This is a genomic window from Flavobacterium faecale, assembly GCF_003076455.1.
In the GTDB taxonomy this organism is placed as follows: Bacteria; Bacteroidota; Bacteroidia; order Flavobacteriales; family Flavobacteriaceae; genus Flavobacterium; species Flavobacterium faecale.
On sequence record NZ_CP020918.1, the window covers coordinates 1,296,469 to 1,322,369 of the forward strand.

The 25,901-nt window shown below is 35.4% G+C and carries 28 protein-coding genes and 1 tRNA gene; 11 read left to right on the forward strand and 18 right to left on the reverse strand.

Annotation, left to right across the window (positions count from 1 at the left end):
* Positions 1-52 precede the first annotated feature (52 nt).
* Positions 53-853 (reverse strand): TIGR00266 family protein, encoded by an 801-nt coding sequence (locus tag FFWV33_RS05660; RefSeq protein WP_108742467.1) that lies wholly within the window; start codon positions 851-853, stop codon positions 53-55.
* Positions 854-1,237: 384 nt separating this feature from the next.
* Between FFWV33_RS05660 and FFWV33_RS05665 the strand changes: the two genes are divergently transcribed.
* Positions 1,238-1,594 carry a hypothetical protein gene (locus tag FFWV33_RS05665; RefSeq protein WP_108740007.1) on the forward strand — a complete coding sequence of 119 codons (357 nt, stop codon included), beginning with the start codon at positions 1,238-1,240 and terminating at the stop codon, positions 1,592-1,594.
* 88 nt (positions 1,595-1,682) lie between these two features.
* Positions 1,683-2,210, forward strand: coding sequence for a ferritin (locus FFWV33_RS05670; protein ID WP_108740008.1), 528 nt, complete (start codon positions 1,683-1,685; stop codon positions 2,208-2,210).
* Between the two features lie 63 nt (positions 2,211-2,273).
* On the opposite strand, the gene FFWV33_RS05675 is transcribed toward FFWV33_RS05670, so the two are convergent.
* Together FFWV33_RS05675 and FFWV33_RS05680 are read right to left on the reverse strand one after the other, a co-directional pair.
* Positions 2,274-2,525 carry a (2Fe-2S) ferredoxin domain-containing protein gene (locus FFWV33_RS05675; protein WP_108740009.1) on the reverse strand — a complete coding sequence of 84 codons (252 nt, stop codon included), beginning with the start codon at positions 2,523-2,525 and terminating at the stop codon, positions 2,274-2,276.
* A gap of 18 nt (positions 2,526-2,543) precedes the next feature.
* On the reverse strand, positions 2,544-3,836 hold the full coding sequence (locus FFWV33_RS05680; protein WP_108740010.1) for an aminopeptidase P family protein: 1,293 nt from the start codon (positions 3,834-3,836) through the stop codon (positions 2,544-2,546).
* Positions 3,837-4,269: 433 nt separating this feature from the next.
* Between FFWV33_RS05680 and FFWV33_RS05685 the strand changes: the two genes are divergently transcribed.
* The 3 genes from FFWV33_RS05685 to FFWV33_RS05695 all read left to right on the forward strand — a co-directional run bounded on the left by FFWV33_RS05685 (position 4,270) and on the right by FFWV33_RS05695 (position 7,775).
* Positions 4,270-4,935: a succinate dehydrogenase cytochrome b subunit gene (locus FFWV33_RS05685; RefSeq protein ID WP_108742468.1), complete on the forward strand. Its 666-nt coding sequence runs from the start codon at positions 4,270-4,272 to the stop codon at positions 4,933-4,935.
* 12 nt (positions 4,936-4,947) lie between these two features.
* Positions 4,948-6,948 carry a fumarate reductase/succinate dehydrogenase flavoprotein subunit gene (locus FFWV33_RS05690; protein WP_108740011.1) on the forward strand — a complete coding sequence of 667 codons (2,001 nt, stop codon included), beginning with the start codon at positions 4,948-4,950 and terminating at the stop codon, positions 6,946-6,948.
* Between the two features lie 80 nt (positions 6,949-7,028).
* Positions 7,029-7,775, forward strand: a complete 747-nt coding sequence (locus FFWV33_RS05695) for a succinate dehydrogenase/fumarate reductase iron-sulfur subunit (protein ID WP_108740012.1) — start codon at positions 7,029-7,031, stop codon at positions 7,773-7,775.
* A gap of 87 nt (positions 7,776-7,862) precedes the next feature.
* Here FFWV33_RS05695 and FFWV33_RS05700 read toward each other — a convergent pair whose 3' ends face one another.
* Entirely contained in the window at positions 7,863-8,630 is a 768-nt protein-coding gene (locus FFWV33_RS05700) for an enoyl-CoA hydratase/isomerase family protein (RefSeq protein WP_108740013.1), read from the reverse strand.
* Positions 8,631-8,735: 105 nt separating this feature from the next.
* Here FFWV33_RS05700 and FFWV33_RS05705 point away from each other — a divergent pair.
* The 5 genes from FFWV33_RS05705 to FFWV33_RS05720 all read left to right on the forward strand — a co-directional run bounded on the left by FFWV33_RS05705 (position 8,736) and on the right by FFWV33_RS05720 (position 13,382).
* A tRNA-Ala gene (locus FFWV33_RS05705) sits at positions 8,736-8,809 on the forward strand.
* 163 nt (positions 8,810-8,972) lie between these two features.
* Entirely contained in the window at positions 8,973-12,254 is a 3,282-nt protein-coding gene (locus FFWV33_RS05710; RefSeq protein ID WP_108740014.1) for an Eco57I restriction-modification methylase domain-containing protein, read from the forward strand.
* Positions 12,255-12,321: 67 nt separating this feature from the next.
* Entirely contained in the window at positions 12,322-12,453 is a 132-nt protein-coding gene (locus tag FFWV33_RS19655; RefSeq protein ID WP_281261793.1) for a hypothetical protein, read from the forward strand.
* A gap of 3 nt (positions 12,454-12,456) precedes the next feature.
* Positions 12,457-12,954, forward strand: coding sequence for a helix-turn-helix domain-containing protein (locus FFWV33_RS05715; RefSeq protein ID WP_108740015.1), 498 nt, complete (start codon positions 12,457-12,459; stop codon positions 12,952-12,954).
* The gene (locus FFWV33_RS05720; protein WP_108740016.1) at positions 12,954-13,382 is read left to right on the forward strand and encodes a hypothetical protein; all 429 of its coding nucleotides are present in this window, start codon (positions 12,954-12,956) and stop codon (positions 13,380-13,382) included. The genes FFWV33_RS05715 and FFWV33_RS05720 overlap by 1 nt, the downstream gene beginning before the upstream one ends.
* Before the next feature lie 137 nt (positions 13,383-13,519).
* On the opposite strand, the gene FFWV33_RS05725 is transcribed toward FFWV33_RS05720, so the two are convergent.
* Positions 13,520-14,482, reverse strand: coding sequence for a lipid A deacylase LpxR family protein (locus FFWV33_RS05725; RefSeq protein ID WP_108740017.1), 963 nt, complete (start codon positions 14,480-14,482; stop codon positions 13,520-13,522).
* A complete protein-coding gene (gene mtgA, locus FFWV33_RS05730) occupies positions 14,483-15,226 on the reverse strand; it encodes a monofunctional biosynthetic peptidoglycan transglycosylase (protein ID WP_108740018.1) in 744 nt (247 codons plus the stop codon). It lies immediately after the preceding gene.
* Between the two features lie 233 nt (positions 15,227-15,459).
* Between mtgA and FFWV33_RS05740 the strand changes: the two genes are divergently transcribed.
* Positions 15,460-17,892 carry a hybrid sensor histidine kinase/response regulator gene (locus FFWV33_RS05740; protein ID WP_108740020.1) on the forward strand — a complete coding sequence of 811 codons (2,433 nt, stop codon included), beginning with the start codon at positions 15,460-15,462 and terminating at the stop codon, positions 17,890-17,892.
* Here FFWV33_RS05740 and FFWV33_RS05745 read toward each other — a convergent pair.
* The 12 genes from FFWV33_RS05745 to FFWV33_RS05800 all read right to left on the reverse strand — a co-directional run bounded on the left by FFWV33_RS05745 (position 17,885) and on the right by FFWV33_RS05800 (position 25,858).
* Positions 17,885-19,219: a sigma-54-dependent transcriptional regulator gene (locus tag FFWV33_RS05745; protein ID WP_108740021.1), complete on the reverse strand. Its 1,335-nt coding sequence runs from the start codon at positions 19,217-19,219 to the stop codon at positions 17,885-17,887. The genes FFWV33_RS05740 and FFWV33_RS05745 overlap by 8 nt on opposite strands.
* Positions 19,220-19,540: 321 nt before the next feature.
* Positions 19,541-19,837, reverse strand: coding sequence for a hypothetical protein (locus FFWV33_RS05750; protein ID WP_108742469.1), 297 nt, complete (start codon positions 19,835-19,837; stop codon positions 19,541-19,543).
* 78 nt (positions 19,838-19,915) lie between these two features.
* The gene (locus FFWV33_RS05755) at positions 19,916-20,212 is read right to left on the reverse strand and encodes a hypothetical protein (protein ID WP_108740022.1); all 297 of its coding nucleotides are present in this window, start codon (positions 20,210-20,212) and stop codon (positions 19,916-19,918) included.
* Between the two features lie 39 nt (positions 20,213-20,251).
* Entirely contained in the window at positions 20,252-20,590 is a 339-nt protein-coding gene (locus FFWV33_RS05760; RefSeq protein ID WP_108740023.1) for a hypothetical protein, read from the reverse strand.
* 38 nt (positions 20,591-20,628) lie between these two features.
* Positions 20,629-20,967, reverse strand: a complete 339-nt coding sequence (locus tag FFWV33_RS05765) for a hypothetical protein (RefSeq protein WP_108740024.1) — start codon at positions 20,965-20,967, stop codon at positions 20,629-20,631.
* 38 nt (positions 20,968-21,005) lie between these two features.
* Positions 21,006-21,344 carry a hypothetical protein gene (locus tag FFWV33_RS05770; protein WP_108740025.1) on the reverse strand — a complete coding sequence of 113 codons (339 nt, stop codon included), beginning with the start codon at positions 21,342-21,344 and terminating at the stop codon, positions 21,006-21,008.
* 63 nt (positions 21,345-21,407) lie between these two features.
* On the reverse strand, positions 21,408-21,725 hold the full coding sequence (locus tag FFWV33_RS05775; protein ID WP_108740026.1) for a hypothetical protein: 318 nt from the start codon (positions 21,723-21,725) through the stop codon (positions 21,408-21,410).
* Positions 21,726-21,982: 257 nt separating this feature from the next.
* A complete protein-coding gene (accC, locus tag FFWV33_RS05780) occupies positions 21,983-23,329 on the reverse strand; it encodes an acetyl-CoA carboxylase biotin carboxylase subunit (RefSeq protein WP_108740027.1) in 1,347 nt (448 codons plus the stop codon).
* A gap of 90 nt (positions 23,330-23,419) precedes the next feature.
* Entirely contained in the window at positions 23,420-23,902 is a 483-nt protein-coding gene (accB, locus tag FFWV33_RS05785) for an acetyl-CoA carboxylase biotin carboxyl carrier protein (RefSeq protein ID WP_108740028.1), read from the reverse strand.
* Positions 23,903-23,926: 24 nt separating this feature from the next.
* Positions 23,927-24,925, reverse strand: coding sequence for a beta-ketoacyl-ACP synthase III (locus FFWV33_RS05790; RefSeq protein WP_108740029.1), 999 nt, complete (start codon positions 24,923-24,925; stop codon positions 23,927-23,929).
* A gap of 177 nt (positions 24,926-25,102) precedes the next feature.
* The gene (rpmF, locus tag FFWV33_RS05795; protein WP_073242095.1) at positions 25,103-25,300 is read right to left on the reverse strand and encodes a 50S ribosomal protein L32; all 198 of its coding nucleotides are present in this window, start codon (positions 25,298-25,300) and stop codon (positions 25,103-25,105) included.
* A 9-nt stretch (positions 25,301-25,309) separates the two neighbouring features.
* A complete protein-coding gene (locus FFWV33_RS05800) occupies positions 25,310-25,858 on the reverse strand; it encodes a YceD family protein (protein ID WP_108740030.1) in 549 nt (182 codons plus the stop codon).
* Positions 25,859-25,901 lie beyond the last annotated feature (43 nt).

A 25,901-nucleotide genomic window follows, 5' to 3' on the forward strand; every position in this document is an offset into this window, starting at 1 on the left:
AACCCTCCTAGGGTTTAAAGCCCTAGGAGGGTTGTTTTTTAAATATGAGATATTAAAAGCGATTATCACCATCCAATAAACTACCGAGTCCGCCAAGAATACTTCCTTCGCCACGGCTATCTCCACCTGCTCTTGGTGCAGATGCTATGATTCTGTCAGCTAATCTAGAAAAAGGTAAGGATTGAATATAAACGGTTCCTGGACCACGAAGCGTGGCATAAAATAATCCTTCGCCACCAAAAATGGAGTTCTTGATACCACCGATAAATTCAATATCATAATCCACGTCTTTGGTAAAACCAACAATACAACCCGTGTCTACTTTTAGAACTTCGCCTGGTTGCAAATCTTTTTTTGCCAATGTTCCTCCTGAATGTATGAACGCCATTCCATCGCCTTCGATTTTGGTCATGATAAATCCTTCGCCACCAAAAAGGCCTCGTCCTAGTTTTTTAGAAAATTCAATTCCGATGGAGACTCCTTTGGCAGCACATAAAAAAGCACTTTTTTGACAAATAAATTTACCTTGAAATTGATTCAAATCAATAGCTAAAATTTTCCCTGGGTACGGAGCGGCAAAAGAAACCTTGGCTTTGCCATTATTCTGATTCACAAAAGCAGTCATAAAAAGGCTTTCTCCTGTGAGCACGCGTTTTCCTGCGCTAAGCAATTTGCCTAATACGCCACCTTGCTGATTGGATCCGTCACCAAAGATGGTTTGCATTTGAATATTATTGTCCATCATCATGAAGCTGCCGGCCTCAGCTACAACCACTTCTTGTGGGTCGAGCTCGATTTCGACATATTGCATTTCCTCTCCAAATATTTCATAATCTATTTCGTGTGCTTGCATAAGGCTATTTTTTTTTAAGTAGTTGTTCTGTATTAGTAACCGAAAAGATACATCTTTTTCGAAAATTACAAAAAGGACTTTTGAAGTATTTAACAATTTGGTAAAAACAGGCTTATGGAAAAGAGGAGTACTTGATAGCCCTGATGTTCCCGAAATTTCGGGAGGCATCCTGTTGTGAAGCGATAGCGGAACAAGAGATATAGCGGACAGCAGGAGGGAAGGTTATTTTGAAATGGAATCATTCTGCTCCTGAAAATTAGTATGTTTCAAGAGAGAATATAAAATAAAAACATCTTATTTAAAATTAGTCTTAATTATAATAGAAAAATTGCAGTCGTTTGATTTTAATTATTTAAATTTGTGACGTTAAAAAAAAGTAGTGTAATGTCAGAGTGTAATCAGTTGAAGAATAACGTATTGTTTGAGACGGTGAATGGGTATAGTTACCAATGCGACCTATCAAATAGTATTGTAATTAATTTTGTTGGGACCAGTTCAAAATACAAAGTGCAAGATTTTTTGATTTTTCAGAGAAAGGTGAATAGTGTGATGATTTTGGACATGCTTTACGATTTGTCAGACCAATCAGATGCGCAATTGATTGAGACTACCAAAAGAAACTTTTCTAGAAACTTGACCATTTGCGAAATAGTGCAACTTAGAGAATTATTAAACGGAACTAAATTTACCCTTAGTTTGCATTCGCTACTCCATTCGGTCTTAACTACCGAGCTGGCGTAGTACCTTAATTTAGAATAAATACAAAAGATCCTTGCTTCCCTTTTCTTGCTGTAATTTTTTGTAACTTTACTGTATAAAGAGTAAAATTATGAAAGATTTATTGAGAACCAACTCTTCTTTGCAAGAAGGAGTTGAAAATATATTGAACTTACAGTCAAAAATTGAAAGTGACGCTTCGAATAAATATTTAGCCATGGCTTCATGGTTGGATAGAAATGGTTTTGCCAATACAGCAGGGTACATGTACAATCAAGCAGAGGAAGAACGTTCGCACTTTCTTAAAATTTTTAAATACATTAATGAGACAGGTGGAATCGCGATCACACCTACTGTTGGTGAAGTGCAGCAAGAATTTGCTTCGTTCAAGTCGGTTTTTGAGCTTGCGCTGGACAACGAAATTGCCGTCACAAATGCTATTAATAAAGTGATTGCGAAATGTAGATTGGAAAATGACTATGCCACAGAAGAATTTATGATGTGGTACGTTGTAGAACAGCGTGAAGAAGAACGAAATGCACGAAGAGCATTGGAGCTTTTTGACTTGATAGATGAAGATAGTGCTACGGGCAAATTTGAGCTTGATGTTCAAATTGCAAAAATCGGTTCGGTTGAATAAGGATTTTTAATAGTATAAAAAATGCTCTTATGGTTGTAAAACTATAAGAGCATTTTTTTTGTGCTATTGTTTTTTGATGAGTTTTTTGCAGCTATCAACATCTGCTTTTTCTACCCAAAGATTTTCGGGTTGGAAAAACATAATAGGAGCAGCTTTGCAGCGATTGGAACATTCCATTTTAAAGATTTCGATCTTCTCCTCTTTGTCGTTCTCTTTGTTTAGTTGCTTGATGTATTTTTTTACTTCTTTGTGTTTTCCGCATTTGCTGCCGTTGCACATAAATACTGCTTTTGAGGGAAATGCTATTTTACTCATAGTGATTAAGTTTTTAGATTAAGCATTCATCAAACTCTCGATTTCGTCCACTTCAATCGGAATGTTTTTCATTAAGTTGAATGGTTCTCCGCTAGCTTGAATAACAACGTCGTCTTCAATACGGATTCCAAAACCTTCTGCTGGAATATAAATTCCGGGCTCTACAGTAAAAACCATGTTGGCTTGCATTGGCTCAGTTAAGATTCCGTAATCATGCGTGTCCAGTCCCATGTGATGTGAGGTTCCGTGCATGAAATATTTTTTGTAAGCGGGCCATTCTGGATCTTCATTTTGTACATCGGCTTTGTCAAGTAATCCTAGTTCAAGCAATTCTGAGGTCATTATTTTACCTACTTCAATATGATATTGTTTCCATAAAGTACCAGGAGTAAGCATTTTTGTAGCTTCGTTTTTAACGCGAAGAACAGCATTGTAAACTGCTTTTTGCCTGTCAGAGTAACGCCCAGAAACCGGAATGGTTCTGGTTAAGTCGCTGGAATAGTTGGCGTATTCAGCAGCTGTATCCATTAAGATTAATTCTCCTGCGTTACAAGCTTTATTGTTTTCGATATAATGCAAAACGTTGGCACTGTTTCCGGAAGCGATAATGGGAGTATAGGCAAACCCTTTTGAACGACTGCGTAAGAACTCATGCATCATTTCAGCTTCGATTTCATACTCCATTACACCTGGTTTTACGAAGGGTAGTACACGTCTAAATGCTTTTTCTGTAATGTTACAAGCCTCTTGAATTAAAGCAATTTCTTCAGGTTCTTTGACTGATCGAATGCGCTGTAAGATTGGATTGCTTTTGGCAACCGAATGTGCTGGATATTTTTCTTTCCACCATTTTACAAAACGAGCTTCGCGTGTTTCAGTTTCTACCACTGCACGGTAATGTTCGTTTGTGTTTATGTATATCGTATCAGAATACGTCATTAGTTCGGCCAATACTTTTTCAAAGTTTTGCAACCAGTGTACTGTTTTGATGCCAGAGGTAGCAAAAGCTTGTTCTTTATTTAGTTTTGCACCTTCCCAAATAGCAATATGTTCGTTAGTTTCTTTAAGGAATAGCATTTCTTTTTGGTTCTCATAAGGAGCGTCTGGAAAAAGAAGTAAAATGCTTTCCTCTTGATCAATTCCTGATAGGTAAAAAATATCGCGGTGTTGGGCAAAAGGCAAACTGCTGTCGGCACTAACAGGGTAGATGTCATTTGAGTTAAAAATGGCAACACTGTTCGGTTTCATTTGGGCAGCAAATTTGCTTCGGTTTTTGACAAATAATGTAGCGTCTATAGAATGGTATTTCATTGTAAAATAATTTTTAGATAACAAATTTAAGCAATTGAATCTAGTTGAAAGAACAAATGCTGCAGTTGATTTTATTTTAACAAGATGTAAGGAAAGCATAACAGGCTGTTGTTTTTTATTTTTCTACACAAAATCAGCACTATTTGTGTGTTTGAGGATTTGAAATTTTAAAACTAATAAATTACGATATTCTTTTTTTTAAGCTTAAAGTTTAAATAATTCTGAAATATCTAATCGGTATTGTTTTTGGTTATTTAGCTGTTTGAAAGTGGTTAGTCAGTTGGTGTATAGTTTCTTATGACTTAATTTGAGTGATTTGGTATTATCGAAGATTAAACACTTTAAAATGATTATAAATAATAGCGAAAAGGTTGTAGTTGGTGCCTTTTTCCCTTATTTTTGTGTACTTTTTAAATTATATTCTATAAATATTATGGCAAAATCTGGATTATTGAAATCGTCAATAGCTAAAAAAGTAGCTATGGCACTTTCAGGACTATTTTTGATGTTGTTTCTAGCACAGCATTTTTTTATCAATATGACTTCGGTTTTTAGTGAGTCTGTATTCAATTCTATTTCTCATTTCATGGGAAATAATCCATTGGTTCAGTTTGTTATCCAACCAATTCTTATTGTTGGAGTGATTTTTCACTTCATTATGGGGTTTGTTTTGAATATTCAAAACAACAACGCGAGGCCAATTGGTTATGCAAGTTACAATGGAGCTGCAAATGCAAGTTGGGCATCACGTAACATGATTATCTCTGGCTCTGTGATTTTGGCGTTTTTAGGACTACATTTTTATGATTTCTGGGTTCCAGAGATGGCATACAAATATGTAGAATTTGGTCCTTTGAATGAAACAAGGTATTTTCATGAGTTGGCAGAGAAGTTTGAAAGCCCTGTACGTACTGCATTGTACTGTATATCTTTTGTATTGTTGTCTTTGCACTTACAACACGGGTTTAGCTCTTCTTTTCAGTCAGTAGGAGCAAATAACAAATACACTAAAGGATTGCAAAATTTCGGATTAGGTTTCGCGATTATCATTCCACTAGGATTTGTATTTGTTGCATTATTTCATCATTTCACTCATTAATATTCAATTGTAATGGCATTAGATTCAAAAATACCAAATGGCCCAATTGCGGACAAATGGACAAATTATAAAGATCATATTAATCTAGTAAACCCTGCTAACAAACGTAATCTTGATATTATCGTTGTTGGTACAGGTTTGGCCGGAGGTTCTGCAGCAGCAACTTTGGCAGAGCTAGGATATAACGTTAAAGCATTTTGCTTTCAAGATTCACCACGTCGTGCGCACTCAATCGCAGCACAAGGGGGAATTAATGCAGCAAAAAATTATAAAGGAGACGGTGACTCTGTTTACAGATTGTTCTACGATACTGTAAAAGGTGGAGATTATCGCGCTCGTGAAGCCAATGTATACAGGTTAGCCGAGGTTTCATCAAATATTATTGATCAATGTGTGGCTCAAGGGGTGCCATTGGCTCGTGAATATGGTGGATTATTGGACAACCGTTCTTTTGGAGGGACTTTGGTTTCTCGTACCTTCTACGCACAAGGACAAACAGGACAACAATTGTTGCTTGGAGCTTATTCTGCAATGAACCGTCAAATCGGTCGTGGAAAAATCCAAATGCACAGTCGTCATGAAATGTTAGAATTGGTTATCATTGACGGTAAAGCAAGAGGTATTATCGCTCGTAATTTGATTACTGGTGAAATCGAAAGACATTCTGCACATGCAGTTGTTATTGCATCGGGTGGTTACGGAAACGTATTTTTCTTGTCTACCAATGCGATGGGATCAAATGCTACAGCAGCATGGAAAATCCACAAAAAAGGAGCTTTCTTCGCAAACCCTTGTTATACTCAAATTCACCCAACTTGTATTCCAGTTTCAGGAGATCACCAGTCAAAATTGACTTTGATGTCTGAGTCCTTACGTAATGATGGACGTATCTGGGTACCTGCAAAGGCAGAAGATGCAAAAGCAATACGCGAAGGAAAGAAAAAAGCAACAGATTTAGGAGAAGCAGATAGAGATTATTTCTTAGAAAGAAGATATCCTGCTTTTGGTAACTTGGTACCACGTGACGTTGCGTCTCGTGCTGCAAAAGAAAGATGTGATGCTGGTTTTGGAGTTAATAAAACAGGAGAAGCTGTTTATTTAGATTTCGCTGCAGCAATACAACGTTACGGTAAAGAGGCTGCTTTTGTAAAAGGTCTTGATGCTAATGATACAGCGTTAATCACAAAATTAGGTGCTGATATCGTGAAAAGTAAATACGGAAACTTATTCCAGATGTACTATAAAATTGTTGATGAAGATCCTTATACTTCACCAATGATGATTTACCCAGCGGTTCACTACACAATGGGTGGAACTTGGGTTGATTATAACTTGATGACTACAATTCCTGGATGTTTCTCAATTGGAGAATCAAACTTCTCAGAGCATGGTGCAAACAGACTTGGAGCTTCGGCTTTGATGCAAGGTTTGGCTGATGGATATTTTGTATTGCCTTATACTATCGGTGATTATTTAGCTCCAGACATTAGTATGGGTAAAATCTCAACGGATAGACCTGAGTTTGCAGAAGCGGAACAAAAAGTAAAAGAATTGATCTCTAATTTTATGAATAACAACGGTACACATTCTGTTGATTATTTCCATAGAAAATTAGGTAAGATAATGTGGGACAAAGTAGGAATGGCACGTAATGAAAAAGGTCTTAATGAGGCTATTTCAGAAATTGCTGCTCTTAGAGAAGCTTTCTACAAAGAAGTTAAAGTTCCTGGAACGGATAAAGGATTGAACCAAGAATTAGAAAAAGCAATTCGTGTTGCTGATTTCTTAGAATTGGGAGAATTGTTTGCTAAAGATGCATTGCACCGTAATGAATCATGTGGAGGTCACTTCCGTGAAGAATACCAAACTCCAGAAGGAGAAGCGTTGCGTGATGATGAAAACTTTGCTTATGTTGCTGCTTGGGAGTATAAAGGGAAACCTAGTGATGCTGTTTTGCACAAAGAAGCATTGGTGTATGAAAACATCAAACTAGTTCAAAGAAGTTATAAGTAAAAATTAGTCTTAAGTTCAAAGTCATAGTCTCCAAGTTGAAGACTTATGGCAATAGACTTGACTTTTAAACGTAAAAAGAGATGAAACTTACATTAAAAATATGGCGTCAAAAAAACGCCCAAGATAAAGGAGCAATGGTTGATTATAAAATCGACGGAATTGAACCTGATATGTCATTCCTTGAAATGCTTGATGTTTTCAATGAACAACAAATCAATACTGGTGGTGATCCAGTAGCTTTTGATCACGATTGTCGCGAAGGAATTTGCGGAATGTGTTCTTTGTTTATCAATGGAGAAGCTCATGGACCAGATAGAGGAGTTACAACTTGTCAATTACACATGCGTATGTTCAAGGATGGCGATACGATTACGATCGAGCCTTTCCGTGCAGCTGCGTTCCCAGTAGTAAAAGATTTAGTAGTAAACAGAAGTGCTTTTGATAGAATTCAACACGCAGGTGGTTTTATCTCTGTAAATACATCAGGTAATACTATTGATGCAAACACAATTCCGATCAACAAACAAGATGCAGATCACGCTTTTGATGCTGCTACCTGTATTGGTTGTGGAGCTTGTGTGGCTACTTGTAAAAACTCATCAGCAATGTTGTTTGTTTCTGCAAAAGTGTCTCAATATGCTTTATTACCACAAGGTAAAATTGAAGCTGTTGATCGTGTATTAAACATGGTAAAACAAATGGACGATGAAGGTTTTGGTAACTGTACCAACACTGGAGCATGTGAAGTAGAATGTCCTAAAGGTATTTCTTTAGAAAACATCGCTCGTATGAACAGAGAATATTTGTCAGCAAGTTTGAAAGGATAATTCTAGAAATAGAAATTCTTATATAATAGAAACGCATTCATTAAGTTGAATGCGTTTTTTTTATTTAACTTATCATGTAGCAACGTGCTATTTTTTAAATTGGTTCAAGGCTGCTCTTGTAAAATCAGATAGCACTAGTTTTCCTGTGATTTTTGCTCTTTCGTATAACAACGTTTCCCAGTTTTCAGTGTCTTCCCAAATTATTTTTTTCATTTCGTACAAAGCTTCTGGATGGTAGGAGGCTAGTTTTTTCGAAAATAAAACAACTGCTTCGTCAAGTTTATCAATGTCAGGTAGGATTTCTGCAAACAGTCCTTTTTGTTGTGCCCATTGTGCGGTTTTCCATTGGTCAGGTGCCAAAGTCATTTCTGTCATGGCAGTTTTTCCAATTTTTCTACTTACTGCGGGTTCGATAACGAATGGTCCGATCCCGATGGCAATTTCAGATAATTTCACAGCACTATTCTCTGTTGCAAAAACGTAGTCACAGGCAGCAATAATTCCGACGCCACCACCAACTGCTTTTCCTTGCACGCGACCTACAATTATTTTGGAACAGCTGCGCATGGCATTAAGTAAATTAGCAAATCCCGAGAAAAAATGAAATCCTTGTTCATCGTTTTCCACCGCCAATAGTTCGTCAAATGAAGCACCTGCACAAAAAGCTTTGGTTCCCGTACTTTGCATTAAAATCACTGAAACATTTGAATCTTCACTCAAGTTTTGCAACTCTTGCGTCAGTGCATCCAATAGTGATCTCGGAAAGGAATTGCTAGCAGGATGACCAAAAGTCACTGTTGCTATGTTGTGGTCGATAATGGTGGTTAATGTTCCTTGTGGATCTTGAATTGGCATGGTGCAAATTGGTTTTTCGTAAAGTTAGAAATATTCAAATGAAACTTTCGATATTTGAAAATATAATTTTTTACTATCGTATTTATGTTATATTTGCATTGCACTGGGGGATTAGCTCATTTGGCTAGAGTGCTTGCCTGGCAGGCAAGAGGTGATCGGTTCGAATCCGATATTCTCCACATAAAACCGACATTGTTAGTTAATAAATTACAATAAAAATGCCCAGTTTTACACTCAAAAATGTAAAGTTGGGTGTTTTTTTTTGGAAATAATTGTCCAAATAAAATAAGTTCAGTTAAAGATTACTATTTTTAGACTTTAAAATAATCATTCTTCAAATAAATGGCATTATATCAAAAATCGGTTCTTAATAAGCATCTTAAACAATTAGAGCAGTCAAAAGTAAGTAAGGCATATAAAAAGTATATCAAGTACTTCTTAAACCCAACTATCCAGGACAACATACGCAATTCGAAAGAAGAGGAATACCAAGGTATTTTTCTAACAGAATTATTTGTCAATGTTTTAGATTACACTTTGAAACCTAATGTTAATTTTGATTTAGTAGCCGAGTATAAAAACCAAACCAATTCACGCAAAGCAGATGGCGCCATTCTAAAAAATGAAGTTGCTGTTGCAGTGATAGAATTGAAGGGAACCAAAACAAAGGATTTAGAAAGCATACGTCAGCAAGCATTTGATTACAAAGCCAATCAAAAAGATTGTGTTTATGTAGTTACCTCTAATTACGAAAAGCTGCGGTTTTATATCAATGATGCTACCGAGTTCGAAGAGTTTAATTTATTTGACTTAAGTGAACAACGTTTTGAAGTATTGTATTTGTGTTTGCAAAAGGACAATGTTCTAAATAACATTCCTTTAAAAATAAAAGAAGCTTCGATTATTATTGAAGAACAAATTACCAAGCAGTTCTACAAAGATTATTCTGTTTTTAAGAGAGAATTGTTTAGAGATTTGGTAAAGCGCAATGCTAAGAAATTAAAAAGCACTTTAGATCTTTCTGCTACTGAAATGGATGAAGAAGCGAAGGTAGAACAATTGCGTCTAGACAAAAACCTGAAACTTACACTATTCAAGAAATCTCAAAAGTTAATAGATCGTTTTTTGTTTATATTTTTTGCCGAAGACAGAGGTTTGTTACCACCCAATAGTACCATTCAAATCCTGAACAAATGGAAAGCTGATGTTGATTTTGGTGACGAAAGACCGCTTTACGATATGTTCATGCAGTATTTTAAATTTCTTGACACTGGAAGACAAGGAACAACAAATAGAGCTGAGATTTATGCCTATAATGGTGGTTTGTTTAAGGAAGATACATTGTTAGACAAATTAGAAATTGACAACGACTTATTATTTAAGCATACGCAAACATTAGCATCATACGATTTTGAAAGTCAAGTGGATGTTAATATACTAGGACATATTTTTGAAAACTCACTTAACGAAATTGAAAGCGTAAATGCCGAAATTGAAGGTGGTGATTTTGACAAACAAACAAGTAAACGTAAAAAAGATGGTGTTTTTTACACTCCAAAATACATTACCAAATATATAGTAGAGAATACGATTGGTAAATTGTGCGACGAAAAGAAAAATGAACTGGGTTTTAAAGAAGAAGAATATTTTAAGGGCAGAAAAAACCGCCAGCAAAATACAATAGTAAAGTTAGTTGAAACTTTAGATGTGTATAGAGAATGGTTACTACAATTGACCATTTGCGATCCCGCCTGTGGTAGTGGTGCGTTCTTGAACCAAGCGTTAGATTTTTTAATAAAAGAACACAATTATATTGACGAACTAAAAGCAAAAATTTTAGGAGGCGGTTTGGTCTTTAGCGATATAGAAAACACCATTCTAGAAAACAATATTTTTGGTGTGGACCTTAACGAAGAAAGTGTAGAAATCGCCAAATTATCGTTGTGGTTACGTACCGCGCAACCACGCCGTAAACTAAACAACTTAAACAGTAATATTAAATGTGGGAATAGTTTAATAGAAAGTAAAGCTGTTGCAGGTGACAAAGCCTTTAACTGGAAAGAACAATTTCCTAGCGTTTTTGAAAAAGGGGGTTTTGATGTTGTCATTGGGAATCCACCTTATGTGCGACAAGAATTATTTAAAGAAATAAAACCATATTTAGAAAAAAACTATAAATGTTATAATAGTGTTGCAGACTTGTATACTTATTTTATTGAAAAAGGCATAAAACATCTTATAAAAACTGATGGTATTTATAGCGTTATTGTTGCAAATAAATGGATGAGAGCAAATTATGCTAAAGAATTAAGAATATGGTTAAAAGAACAAAATATTATTGAGATTATTGATTTTAAAGATTTGCCAGTTTTTGCCGACGCAATAGCTTATCCATGTATTTTAACAGTGGGCGGAAATAAAAAGAGTGAAAATTTTGTTGGTGTAGAAGTTAGTACTTTACTATTTCCGAGTCTTGATCAATATGTACAAAGCCACAAAAGTACTGTAAATAGATTTATTTTAAGAAATGAAGGTTGGTCAATTGCAGATGATAAAATAATGAAAATTATTTCAAGACTTACACAAGAGAAATTAAATATTAAAGAATTTATTTCCGGAAAAATGTATGTAGGATTGAAAACAGGTCTAAATGATGCTTTTATTATTGATCAACAATTCTATGATAGCTTAATTTTGACTTCAATAAAATACAAGGAGATTGTAAAACCGTATGGCGTAGGAAGAGATTTATCACGTTATGGAAGACCTACAATCAATAAATATGTAATTTGTATACCGAATAAATGGACGGACACTAAAGGTATTTTCGAAAATGAAGCGGATGCATTAGATTGGTTATCTTCTGAGTATGAGTTAATACATCGCCACTTAATGCCTTTTGAGAATAGAGCTAGAAAGAGAAGTGATCAAGGTAAATATTGGTGGGAACTTAGGGCATGCGATTATTATAAGGAATTTCAAAGAACAAAAATAGTATATCCAGAAATTGCATCTGACGGTAGATTCTCTATAGATAGTGAGGAGACTTATTTTGACATGACAACATTTATTATTGCTAGTGAATCTAAAGAGCTATTAGGTGTTTTAAATTCAAAGTTGATCAAATTTTTATTTTTTCAGATGAGCTCGGAAATTAGAGGTGGTTTTTTAAGATGGAAAAGACAATATGTCAATAACTTGCCTATTCCTAAAAACATTTGTAACAATGCCTTGTGCAAAAATGTAGAACAGACAATACTTTTAACTCAAGCCTATAATCTTGCAATTAACAAATTTATATTTTTTTACAAGGAAAATTTTAAACTTGAAAAACTAACGAAAAAATTAGAAAACTGGTACGAGTTATCCTTTGCAGATTTTATAAAGGAAGTCAACAAAGCGATAAAAACCAATAATAAGGAGTTAGTTAAAAATAATATGCAAGCCGTAAAAGAGTTAACCAAACTCGACGAAATGGATTGGATGGATGTTTTTGAAACTAAAAAAGCAGAAGCTCAAACTCTTAAACAACAAATAGACGCTACAGATCGTGAGATCGATGCCATGGTGTATGAGTTGTATGGTTTAACAGCAGAAGAAATAGCAATTGTAGAGAATAGTTAGCACAGTTGGTCTTAGCTTTTAAACGAATATAATTTATACGCAAATTATGTCGAAAATAAAATAAGCAATGAATTTAGTGGAGACAATGAAGGAAAGCACACACTTACTCAAAGAAAAACAAAAATTAGAAGACATTAAATATTATCTCAAAGAAGAAGGAATTCTAGATCAGGATGATTTTGAAATGTATGAAATTTAAGATATGGAACTAAACGAAAGATTAGACAAATTTGAAAAATTAGTAAGCGACAAGCCTTCTAGTTTTCTTTCAAAGTTGGCTCAATACAAAGCCAATAAAAAATGGATAGATCACTCATACAATGTTGCGACTACTGTTCTAGAGGCATTGAAACACAAAGGAATGTCTCAGAAAGATCTAGCCAAAAAAATGAATGTTTCCGCACAACAGGTGAATAAGATCATCAAAGGAAAACAAAATCTAACCTTTGAGACCGTTGGCAAATTGGAAGATGCTTTGGGAATTTCGTTGATGGAGATTATAAGTTATAATCCAGTGAGCGAAATAAAAATAAATGCAACTCAAGTTAAATCAGTTGAAAAAACATTAACCAAAGAGTTACATAAAAATGATCTAGCCGATTTTACTTTTTCAGATAATTTCAAACAAAAAAAGGGAGTTCAAATGAATGTTGTTTATAATAAATTAACTCAAGCAATCAAATACCCAAAAGTAGGATAATGGCAGATAATAACGTAAACCTTACTTTTAACTTCGTTAAAATAAGTACAGATCAATTTGCTTTGTTTCAAGAAAACCATCTTGACAAAGGCAATGTAAACCTTAGTACCAATATGTCTTTTGGTTTGAATGTAGAAGAGGAAGCTTTTTCAGTAAGTTTGAAATTTACATTTGAAATGAAGAAAAAGCCATTTATGGCGACACAAGTGACTTGTTTTTTTAATATCGAAAAAGCAACTTGGGAAAGTTTACAATCAAATGATAAAATTATTCTTCCAAAAGGTTTTGTCGCACACATGGCCATGTTAACAGTAGGTACGGCACGAGGCATATTGCATTCAAAAACTGAAGGAACTATCTTTAACAAATACATCTTGCCTACTCTAAATGTAGCGGAAATGATTCCCGAAGACGTAGTTTTTGATTAAAGAAATAAATAGGGTCATCTAGAGATATGCGTAGCTATACTTTATATAAGTGTACTTTTAATCAAGAACTATATTGGTAGTAGATTATTAAGTCCCGCATTCTCCACATAAAAAAAACCGTAAATCTTACAGTAGATTTACGGTTTTTTATTGGCTTTATTTTTCGTATTCAGTAAATACGAAATCCCAACTGAACCATAGAAGTAGCCCGTATTGGTTGGGTGTACCAATTCTCTCCCTCGATACATAAAGGTGTAATATAGGTTTAGGTTGTTTTTTCGGTATTTTATTCCGGCTTCTCCATTGAATCGAAAAGGAACCAGATCAAAGGTCACGGGACTATTGTTGTTAAAAAGGCTGCCCTCAATCGTTGCGTCATACAATTGGTAGTTAACGCTAGTACTCACATAGGCGTAGAATTCACTTTCATTTGATCCTACGCTTGCTCCATATAGATTGGAGTCATATATACGTGTTAGTTTTTTAAATCCAATCCTCGTTATTAAACCGGTAGAAACACCTGTAAATATAGTTCCCAAATTGGCTTCAGATCTAAAGTGTACATCTGTAAATTGGTTGTTGCGTTCTCTAAAAAGTTTTTTAGAATATAAAAAATGGGTCTGAATAGCGAGTGCGTTCTGAATTTGATGTTCCCATCCCAGTAGTTTTGGATAGCCCACAATTTTATGGAAATTATTTTGTGTTTGACGCCCAAAAGAATTAGGTCCTAAATAACCCAGTCGAACGTCTGCTTGAAATACAGACTCCTTTTTGAAAAACAAAGATTGTCCTAGTTCACCAAATAGATAACCTGCGTATGGACGGTCCATAATCGAAATTTCGGGTGTGTTTACAAAACGAGGTGTGTAAATGTATTGCCCTACTTTGAACGTAACTGTTTTTTTGGCTACCTCTGGATTTTGACTTTCTACAATATGCCTGTAAAAAAGTTCAAGACCATTGGTATAGTACATGTCGTTTTTTGACGAGGTGTATAGATCATTGTCTGTTACTAGTCCTATTTCGGCATTGTTTTTCTGACTCCAACTAGTTGTTGAACAGAGTAAAAAGAAACTTAGTATTCGAAAAAAAATCTTCATTTAGTATTTTAATTCGCCTACCGTGCGCATCACTTTCACAATTTTAGTTTTACGATTGTTGATGTAGGTAGATGATCCCGTAGCCTTGTATTTGCGTGGGCTTGGCAATATCGCTGCAATACCTGCGGCTTGTGTAGGCGTAAGGCTAGTACAATCTTTTCGGTACCAATATTGTGTTGCTGCTTGCGCACCGTAGATTCCGTCACCCATTTCGATACTATTTAGGTAGACTTCCATGATGCGTTCTTTACCCCAAATAAGTTCGATAAGCACTGTAAAATAAGCTTCGAGACCTTTGCGTAAATAACTTCTTCCTTGCCACAGAAAAACATTTTTGGCTGTCTGCTGAGATATGGTGCTGCCTCCTTTTATTTTTCGTCCACGGCCATTGTTTTTGAATGCTTTTTGCATGGCGCCAAAATCAAAACCATTGTGGTATAAAAAAAGTCCGTCTTCACTAGCGATAACTGCTTTTTGTAAGTTTGTAGAAATATTTTCAAGGGGTTCCCAATCATGACTAAACACGGCATCTTGGCCTGAACTTTTATTTTCTATGATTCGAATAATCATTAATGGAGTCAAGGGTACTGGTACAAATTTAAATAGCACTACAAAAAATATAGAAATACCAAAAAAGCCCAGGATTAATTTGAGAAAGAATTTTTTAATCATGTTTGAACCTGTTTTAGTGTCTTTTTTTATGGGTTTCTTTGTTGTTTTTTTTGTGCTTTTTGGAGCTGCCATTCTTTTTGATCTGAGGTTTTTGTAAAATTACTTTATTTAATAAATCTTCCAATCGATTTTTTACTTTTTCTTGGTTGGATTTTATAAAATTTTGGCTCATAGTTTTTTTATCATTCGAAAAAAGGACAGTAAACAAAGTAATTTTCTTAAATTTATTGCTTTCCATACGGTTGGCGTAGTTGTTGATTGGTGGATGAAATAGTATTAAAAACAACTCCAATTAATCCTGATTTATGGGTAATAAAAACAGTAATCTTCCTTTAAAAGTAGTTCTTAGCTACTTAGTCCTTGTTGCCTTGGTGGTGAGTGTAGGGTGGGTGTTGTATTCTGAAAATGCTTTTTATTCGAAAATAGAAAATCAAAGCGCTTCAGAAAATCAGATTGTGTTGCGTATTAGTAAGCTTTTTTCGAATGTATATAAAACAGAAAGTCTTGCTCGAAAGACCATTCAGTCCACTGATGAAGCTGATTTCGTTAACTACATCGTTCAGACAGACTCACTTCAAATTCGAATTGATTCGGTTAAAAAAGAGATTGCAAATCCCTACCAAATCAAATTGTTAGACAGTGTAACCGTATTGTTAAAAGAAAAAACAACCAATATCAGGAAACTCAAAGCAATTAAAAACAAAGCTACTGATGATGGATCGGTGAATAGTGCTATAAAAGAATTAACCGAGTTGGAGTCGTCTCTTCAAAAGCTACAACTGCACGATTTTACAAAAAACCCAGAAAAAATGGGCAGTTACGAACGTAGGGTTTTGCAAAGCTATGTTGATTATCTTAACAAAAACATTCCCGACGACAGCACCAATACACTGACCAAAAAAGCATCTGATTCTATTCTTGCTGCTTCAAAACGTTTGCTCTATAAAGTAAAACTAGAGGTGGAGAAGAAACAACAGTCACTAAGTAAGGAAGAGAAAAATTTATTGAAGAACGAAATTTTGATCTCGGAGCAACTTCGAAAAGTTTTGCGGGTAATCGAAAGTGAGATGATTGGATTTTCGATCAAAAACAATATTGAAAAAGATAAGTCGCTTAAGAAAATCAATAAAATAGTTAGTTATGCTGCTGGATTGGGTTTGTTGCTCACCATTTTATTTTCGATATTGATTGCTAATGATTTTTCGAAATCGCAGTCGTATAAAAAACAGTTGGAGGCGGCAAACTTTAAAACAAGAAATTTATTGAAGAGTCGTGAGCAACTTATATCCACAGTAAGCCATGATTTGAAAACTCCTTTAAGTACTATTGTTGGCTATGCCGAACTCTTAGGTAGTTCTGAACTCTCCAAAAAGCAATTGTATTATACCGATACAATCAAAAATTCGTCAGACTACATCACGCGTTTGGTACAGGATTTACTAGATTTTGCTCAGATTGAAGCAGGTAAAATTGCGATTTCAAAAGAGCCGTTCGATCTCGAAGAAACCGTATGGGAGACAGCGAAGAATATTCAAGCGGTGCATCAAGACAAGAATATTTCGCTTGAAGTAGTGGTAGATTCACGATTGAGTAGAACGGTTGTGGGAGATGTTTTTCGAATAAAACAAATTTTAATAAATATTTTGGGTAACGCCTATAAGTTCACGAGCGAGGGTTTTATTCGAATAGAGGCCGCAATTTCTGAAGATGGAAATTGGTTGCTGATTGCCATAACTGATTCCGGAATCGGAATCGAAAAGGGAAGTCAGAAACTTGTTTTTGAAGAGTTCACGCAGGCTAATGAATCGATCGAAAAGCAATTTGGAGGTACAGGTTTGGGATTGGCTATTTCGAAAAAAATTAGTCGTTTGCTAGAAGGTGATTTGTATTTAAAACGAAGTTCAGAGGAGGGGAGTTGTTTTGAACTGAAGCTACCACTGATTTTTGGTAAAGAGATAATGGCGAAACCAACTGCTTTGTATGTGCCGAAACAGCAGTCAAAAATGATTGTAGTGGTAGACGATGATGCCGATTTGCTGCGATTAACCACAGAAGTTTTGAGAAAATACTATACGGTAATGCCTTTTTCGTCTGCCATTGATGCGATAGAAACCGTGAAAAACAATTCGTTTGATATGTTGATAACCGACATACAGATGCCAGAAATGAATGGTTTTGAACTATTGGAAGCTATTTTTAAATTGGAAAACAGTCTCTATGTGGCACAGCCGTTGATTGCTGTTACAGGTCGTGCCGATTTGGAAGATGCAGTGTACCAACAGGCTGGGTTTACGACTGTGGTCAAAAAACCACTCAGTCCAAACTTTCTGTTACAAACAATTGATGCGCTATTTACAAACGAAAGTCTACCTCAAACTAAGACAGAAATTAGAGATATTGTCGAAAAGAAGCCCTTATACTCGCTGGCTTCTTTTGAACTTTTTCTAAATAATGATCGAATAGAAATCCAGAGTGTGGTCGAATCGTTTATGGAAACGACGGCTGTTAATATGGTACTACTCGAAAATGCAGTTGCTGCCGTTGATCATAAGAACATTCAGTCTGTCGCACATAAAATGGCGCCCATGTTCAAGCAAATGGAAGCCACTGAAATAGGAAGTATTTTGAATGGACTTGAATTGAATGGTTATGATGAAGCCGAGTTATTGACCATTTTAAAGGATTTAAAAATAAAAGTAGAAACGTTATTTACAGCTTTAAAAAAATCCTTTAATTAATATCGTATAACTTTAGCTTATTGTATAACGTCTTGCGGGTAATTTGCAAGAGTTTAGCAGCCTCAGATTTGTTGTTTTGTGTTTTGATTAGGGCAGTTTCAATAGCTTCCTTTTCGTTTTGAGATAAGGATAAATTGTCCTTTTTGTTATCTATTTTTTGGAAAAATTCGATTGGCAAAACATTTTTCTCTATAAAATCACCTTGGGTCAATAGTGTGGAACGTTTGACACAGTTTTGTAATTCACGAAGGTTTCCTGGCCATGGATAATTTTGAAAAAGTTGAACGACCTCTTTGCTAAAACCGATAACTTCTTTGTTCAATTGTGCATTTGCTTTGTCTAAGAAAAACTCTGCAAATAACATCAAATCAGCCGAACGTTCTGTCAAAGATGGCGAGTGGATCGAAAATTCATTAATTCGGTGATAAAGGTCTTCTCTAAAATCGCCGTTTTTTACTGCCTCACGCAGGTCCTCGTTCGTGGCCGTGATAATGCGTATGTCTACGTTAATCTCTTTGTTGCTTCCAACAGGTTTTATTTTTCGCTCTTGCAAAGCACGTAGCAACTGAATTTGGTTTTCATACGATAGGTTTCCTATTTCATCTAAAAAAAGTGTTCCGTTATTGGCAGCTTCAAAATAACCTATTTTATCGGAAATTGCACCCGTGAAAGAACCTTTAAGATGTCCAAAAAATTCACTCGCTGCTAGTTCTTTTGGAATGGCACCGCAGTCTACTGCAATGAAATTTTGTTTCTTTCGTGGACTATTTTCATGTATGCTTTTGGCAATTATTTCTTTACCCGTTCCGCTTTCACCAATAATTAAAACAGACATATCGGTAGGACTTACCAATTGTATGTGTTCGCTTAATTTTTTTGATTCGCTAGAAATACCTTGTACATATTCTGTAGAAGGTGTTGGTTTTTTCGCTTTTGGAGCAGGTTTCTTTTCAGGCTCAATAGCAGCGCTGCTTTTAATGGCGTTGTTTAGTACAATTAAAACTTCGTCAGGGTTGAAGGGTTTTGATATGTAATCACTCGCGCCGTTTTTGATGGCCTTGACTGCGGTAGCTACATCTGAATAACCTGTCATGAGGACTACTGGGGTAGTTGGGTATGCACTTTTAAATTCCCCAAGTAAGCCAATACCATCAGCGTCAGGTAATCGCAAATCGGTAAGGATAAGGTCAAAGGACTCTTTTTTTATTAAAGTTCTGGCTTCATCTGCAGAAAATGAGGTTGTAACAGAGAAGGAATTCTTTGTCAAGAATTTTTCTAATAATTTACAAAACGATATGTCATCTTCGATAATTAAAATCTTCTGCATTGGTCAGTTTCTTTTTCAGCTAAATTAATCTTATTTATGTTATTTTATCATAAAATTATGCAAAAAGAGGTCGCCAATGGCGACCTCTTTTTGTTTGAAATTGTAAAGCTGTAGGGTTTCTATAAATTTAAGGTTCCAATTACATCTGCCTTTTGTAGCAGTAGCTTCATGGCTTTGTCCTAAACGTTTGAATTCGAAACCGTTTTTGTTTGAGTTTTGTGCAACAATGAATAGATCTCATAAAGATTATAATTGTAAACTCTTTTTTTATCGCTTAATTAAAAAAATTACTTTTACAGATTTTTACAATTCAATGGGATATTATTTTTTGATAACGATACCCTCAGCATCTGTGTAAACGGTATACGTTTTTTCACTCATTGAGATTTCAAGTTTGTATTCTTTATTCTCATTAACATATGCTTTTTCTAATTTTGCTCCAGGAAAAGAATTGGTAATGGTGCTTTTTACAGCATCTGGAAGTGCATCCAAGGCAACTTCAGTGTATTCATCCTGAACTCCTACTACAATATTATTTTCAATTGGGGCAACATGTGGTGTTGCGAAGGAAGAAATGGTACCTAAAACTATTGCTGCTGCTACTATTAACTTTTTCATCTTTTTCTTTTTTAAGTGTTTTGCTTTCATGCTATTACTTTTTCAGTTGCGACTACGTTTCGAAACTAATTTGGAGGACTATTTGTCCATCCATTTTCCGTTGGCATCAGAGTACATTGTTTCTGTCTTGTCTCCTAGCTTTACTTCCAATTTGTATTCGTTGTTTTCGTTTACGAATGCTTTTTGGATTTCGGCATCTGGAAAAGCTTTCAATAAAGATTCTGTAATGACGGCAGGAAGATCTGCTACTTTAATTTCAGTATATTCGTCGCCAATGACAACGGTATGTACTAGTGATTGATTGTTCTTAACCGGTATGGCGAATAAAGACAAACTCCCCAAAACGATTGCTGCTGATAAGATTAACTTTTTCATGATGTTTGTTTTTTTATTGATTATTAGAATAAATCAGTATTATTTTTGAATCCATTTTCCGCTTTCGTCAGCAAATAAAGAACCTTCTTTGTCTCCAACTTTTACGTCCAATTGGTATTCTTTCTGGTCGTTTACATAGGCTTTATTCAAAACTGCGTCTGGGTAAGCTTTTGTCAATGCTGCTGTTACTGCTGCAGGAACTTCTTCGATTTTTATTTCTGTGAATTCACCAGTTGATGTTGCTTCTGTAGCTGTAGCATTTTCGGTTTGTGTAGTTTGCTCTGTTGTTGCTGTATTCCCAGTTCCTGCTGGTTCTTGTGCTACTGCTGTTGTCAATGAACCTAAAACTATTGCTGCTGATAAGATTAACTTTTTCATAATGTTTGTTTTTTATTAATTTTTAGAATAAATCAGTATTATTTTTGAATCCATTTTCCGCTTTCGTCAGCAAATAAAGAACCTTCTTTGTCTCCAACTTTTACGTCCAATTGGTATTCTTTCTGGTCGTTTACATATGCTTTATTCAAAACTGCGTCTGGGTAAGCTTTTGTCAATGCTGCTGTTACTGCTGCAGGAACTTCTTCGATTTTAATTTCTGTGAATTCGCCAGTTGCTGTTGCTTCTGTAGCGGTAGCATTTTCTGTTGTTGTAGTTTGCTCTGTTGTTGCTGTGTTCTCAGTTCCTGCTGGTCCTTGTGCTACTGCTGTTGTCAATGAACCTAAAACTATTGCTGCTGATAAGATTAACTTTTTCATGATGTTTGTTTTTTATTAATTTTTAGAATAAATCAGTATTATTTTTGAATCCATTTTCCGCTTTCGTCAGCAAATAAAGAACCTTCTTTGTCTCCAACTTTTACGTCCAATTGGTATTCTTTCTGGTCGTTTACATATGCTTTATTCAAAACTGCGTCTGGGTAAGCTTTTGTCAATGCTGCTGTTACTGCTGCAGGAACTTCTTCGATTTTGATTTCTGTGAATTCTCCAGTTGCTGTTGCTTCTGTAGCGGTAGCATTTTCTGTTGTTGTAGTTTGCTCTGTTGATGCTGTATTGTCAGTTCCAGCTGGTCCTTGTGCTACTGCTGTTGTCAATGAACCTAAAACTATTGCTGCTGATAAGATTAACTTTTTCATAATGTTTGTTTTTTTATTGAGTTTTAATTCGAATTCTTTTATACTGTTGTTCTATGTTTGTTATTAACTTCTGATCCATTTTCCTTTTTCGTCCAAAAATAGAGAACCTTCTTTGTCTCCTAATTTTACGTCTAGACGGTAATCTTTGTTTGCGTTCACGTATGCCTTAGTTAGGATTGCATCTGGATAGGCTGTTGCTAAAGTAGTTGACACTACTGAAGGAACATCGTCCAATTGTATTTCATCAAATTCTGTTGCAGCTGCGCTACTTTCTGCGGTAGTGGTTACAGTTGTAGTTTCGGTAGTTGACATTTTGTCTTGTGCTTGTATAGAAGTTAAACTTCCTAAAACGATTGCTGTGGCTAAAAGTATTTTTTTCATGATCTATTATGTTTAATTGATTGTTGTTTTCGAATTAGATAATGAAATTATTATGCCGTTCTATAAAAACTAGGGGTATCCTCTGTTAAGCATTGATAAATAAGGGATTATTAATTTAGTGTAACTTAAAGTAAAGCTGTGTGCCTGTGTAATGGATCAAAATAGTGTGTATTTTTTTCACAGTTAGTACACTTTAGACCAAAAAAAAAGCTACACATATCGTGTAGCTTTTTCTATTTTTTGAACTAATAAAGGAATTAGTCTCTTGGATTCATTTTGAAGGTATCCATAAACGCGGTAGTGTAGTCACCTGCGATATAACGAGGATCATCCATTAATTGTCTGTGGAACGGAATTGTAGTTTTAATTCCTTCGATTACAAATTCATCTAATGCTCTTCTCATTTTACTAATAGCTTCATCACGGGTTTGAGCCGTTGTGATTAACTTAGCAATCATAGAATCGTAATTAGGTGGAATCGTGTAACCTGAGTATACGTGTGTGTCCAAACGCACACCGTGACCACCTGGCATGTGCAAAGTAGTGATTTTTCCTGGTGATGGTCTAAAGTCACTGTACGGATCCTCTGCATTAATACGGCATTCAATAGCATGTAATTTTGGTAAATAGTTTTTACCAGAAATTTTAACTCCCGCAGCAACCAATATTTGTTCACGAATTAAATCGTAATCAATTACTTGTTCTGTAATTGGGTGTTCTACTTGGATACGAGTATTCATTTCCATGAAGTAGAAGTTACGGTGCTTATCAACCAAAAATTCAACTGTACCTGCTCCTTCATACTTGATGTATTCTGCGGCTTTTACGGCTGCAGCACCCATGGCAAGGCGCAATTCGTCAGTCATGAATGGAGATGGAGTTTCCTCTGTTAATTTTTGGTGACGTCTTTGTACAGAACAGTCTCTCTCAGATAAGTGACAAGCTTTACCAAATGAATCTCCAACAACTTGGATTTCGATATGGCGAGGCTCTTCGATTAATTTTTCAAGATACATTCCGTCATTTCCAAAAGCAGCAGCAGACTCTTGACGAGCACCTTCCCATGCTTTTAGTAAATCTTCTTCTTTCCAAACGGCACGCATTCCTTTACCTCCGCCACCAGCGGTAGCTTTTAGCATAACAGGAAATCCAAATTGTCTTGACAATTCAAGTGCTTGTTCGTAAGATTCTAATATCCCAACAGATCCAGGAACACAAGGTACACCTGCTTCGATCATAGTTGATTTAGCCGAAGCTTTATCTCCCATACGATCGATCATTTCTGGAGCAGCTCCGATAAATTTGATACCGTGTTCTTGACAGATTTTTGAAAATTTAGAATTTTCAGATAAGAATCCGTATCCTGGGTGAATTGCGTCAGCGTTGGTAATTTCGGCTGCAGCAATAATATTTGACATTTTCAAATAAGACAAGTTGCTAGGAGGTGGCCCTATACAAACTGCCTCGTCAGCAAAACGGACGTGTAAACTTTCAGCATCTGCGGTAGAATATACAGCTACTGTTTTGATGCCCATTTCTTTACAAGTTCTAATTACACGAAGTGCAATTTCGCCTCGATTTGCAATTAATATTTTTTTAAACATTTTTTTTTAATTAGATAATTAGACATTGTGTCAATTAGACAATTATGAAGCAAGAAAATTTCTAACTTCTAATTTCTAACTTCTAACTTATTATGATGGATCAACTAAGAATAAAGGTTGGTCAAATTCTACTGGAGACATATCGTCAACCAATATTTTTACAATTTTTCCGCTAACTTCAGATTCGATTTCGTTGAACAATTTCATTGCTTCAATCACACAAAGAACATCTCCTGTTCCTATAGTAGTTCCAACTTCTACAAACATAGGTTTGTCTGGAGATGGTTTTCTATAGAAAGTTCCAATGATTGGTGATTTAACCGTGATGTATTTAGACTCTTCAACTGCTGGAGCAGCAGCAACTGGAGCGGCAGCAACTGGAGCAGCGGCTACAGGAGCAATTACCTGTTGTACTGGAGCTTGTGGAGCTTGTTGTACATAAGTTGTTTCGGTTGTGCTACCTTCTAGTGTTGTTCTGATAGTGATTTTTACATCATCCATTTCCAACTTAACTTCTGCTACACCTGTATTTGAAACAAATTTGATTAGGTTCTGAATTTCTTTTAAATCCATAATTGGTCTATTTTTAGTTTAAATTTATTTTTTGTCGTATGCCCATTTTAAATAAACAGACCCCCAAGTGAATCCTCCACCGAAGGCTGCAAAAATAATTGTATCTCCTTTTTTAAACAAATGTTCAAAATCACTGATAACAAGTGGTAAAGTAGCCGATGTTGTATTACCATATCTTTCGATATTCATTAATACTTTTGATTCATCAAGATTCATTCGGCTTGCTGTAGCGTCAATGATTCTTTTGTTTGCTTGATGAGGAACCAACCAGTCAACATCGTCATTAGTAAGATTATTTCTTTTCAGGATTTGCTCACTTGCATCTGCCATATTGGTAACAGCATATTTAAATACTGTTTTTCCGTCTTGCATAATGTTGTGTCTGTTGTCCTTCACTGTTTGCATAGTGGTTGGGACTAAAGATCCTCCTGCTGGAATTTTTAAAAAATGACGACCTACACCGTCACTTCTTAAGTATTCGTCTTGAAAGCCTAAACCTTCATAATTTGGTTCGAATAATACTGCGCCCGCACCATCACCAAAGATGATACAAGTTGTTCTATCTGTATAATCCACAATTGAAGACATTTTATCAGCACCAATTAAGAGTACTTTTTTATATCTACCTGATTCAATATACGCAGATGCAGTAGACATTCCGTACAAAAAGCTAGAGCAAGCTGCTTGTAAGTCGTATGCGAAAGCATTAATTGCGCCAATTTCTGTAGCAACATAGGCTCCTGTTGCAGCAACAGGCATGTCTGGAGTTGCAGTCGCCATGATAATCATGTCTATCTCTAAGGGATCAATATTGCCTTTGGCAATTAAATCCTGTGCAGCTTTGATAGCTAAGAAAGAGGTTCCTTTATCCGTATCTTTTAAAATTCGTCTTTCCTTAATACCGGTACGAGAGGTAATCCACTCATCATTGGTATCCACCATTGTTTCTAAAACTTTGTTAGTAAGTACAAAGTCTGGAACATAAGCTCCAACAGCGGTAATTGCGGCGGTCATTTTATTCATTTTGTCTGACTATTTTTATTCAAGTGCTTCCACTTGAAAAAACATTTAAAAAGGCTTGAAAAATACAAAAAATATATCAAACCCCCTGTTTTAGAGCTTGTTATTTAATAAAAATTATAAACAACAAAAAAAACTCTCACAAGTGAGAGTTCATAATATCATCTATAAAAAAATGCATTAAGCAAAAGTAGCTTCTGACTTGTCAATAACAACTTGTCCTCTGTAGTACATTTTTCCTTCATGCCAGTAAGCTCTGTGGTATAAATGTGCTTCACCTGTGATAGGGCAAGTAGCGATTTGAGCTACAGTAGCTTTGTAATGTGTTCTTCTCTTATCTCTTCTTGTTTTCGAGATTTTTCTTTTAGGATGTGCCATTTTACTATATTATTTATCCGTTAATAGTTGCTTTAATTTGTCCCAACGTGGGTCAATATTTTCTTCTTTTTGTACTTCTTTTGTTTCGTTTATTTCTTTGATAGTTAATTCATTCAGTTTTTCTAAGGCTTCAGATTTTAAACTTCCGTCTTTTACCCCTGGATGAACTCGTCTTTGAGGAACTGATAACACTATCATTTCATACATGTACTGAGCAATGTCGATTTCAAATTCGCCGAATGGCAAAATCAATAACTCTTCATTGTCATTATTGAACTCTTCTCCAAAGCGAACGATTAATTTCATATTACCTTTTATGGGTAAATCAAAATCTTCGCCGGTTAGGTCACAAGGTGCGTTTATCGTTCCGTCGTGTTTAAAATTCAATTCAAGCATGTTGCTTTGCTTCTCTAAGACTACATTTACTTTGATGTCAGAATTTTGATATTCGTCATAATCAAAGATTTCAAAGAACGCGTTATTCAATTGATACTCAAAATGATGTTTTCCTGTCTTTAATCCTACAAACGGAATTAAATATTCTTTTGTACTACTCATTTCAACAATTTTTTGCCCCTTTTAGAAATTTCCCAACGGGAGT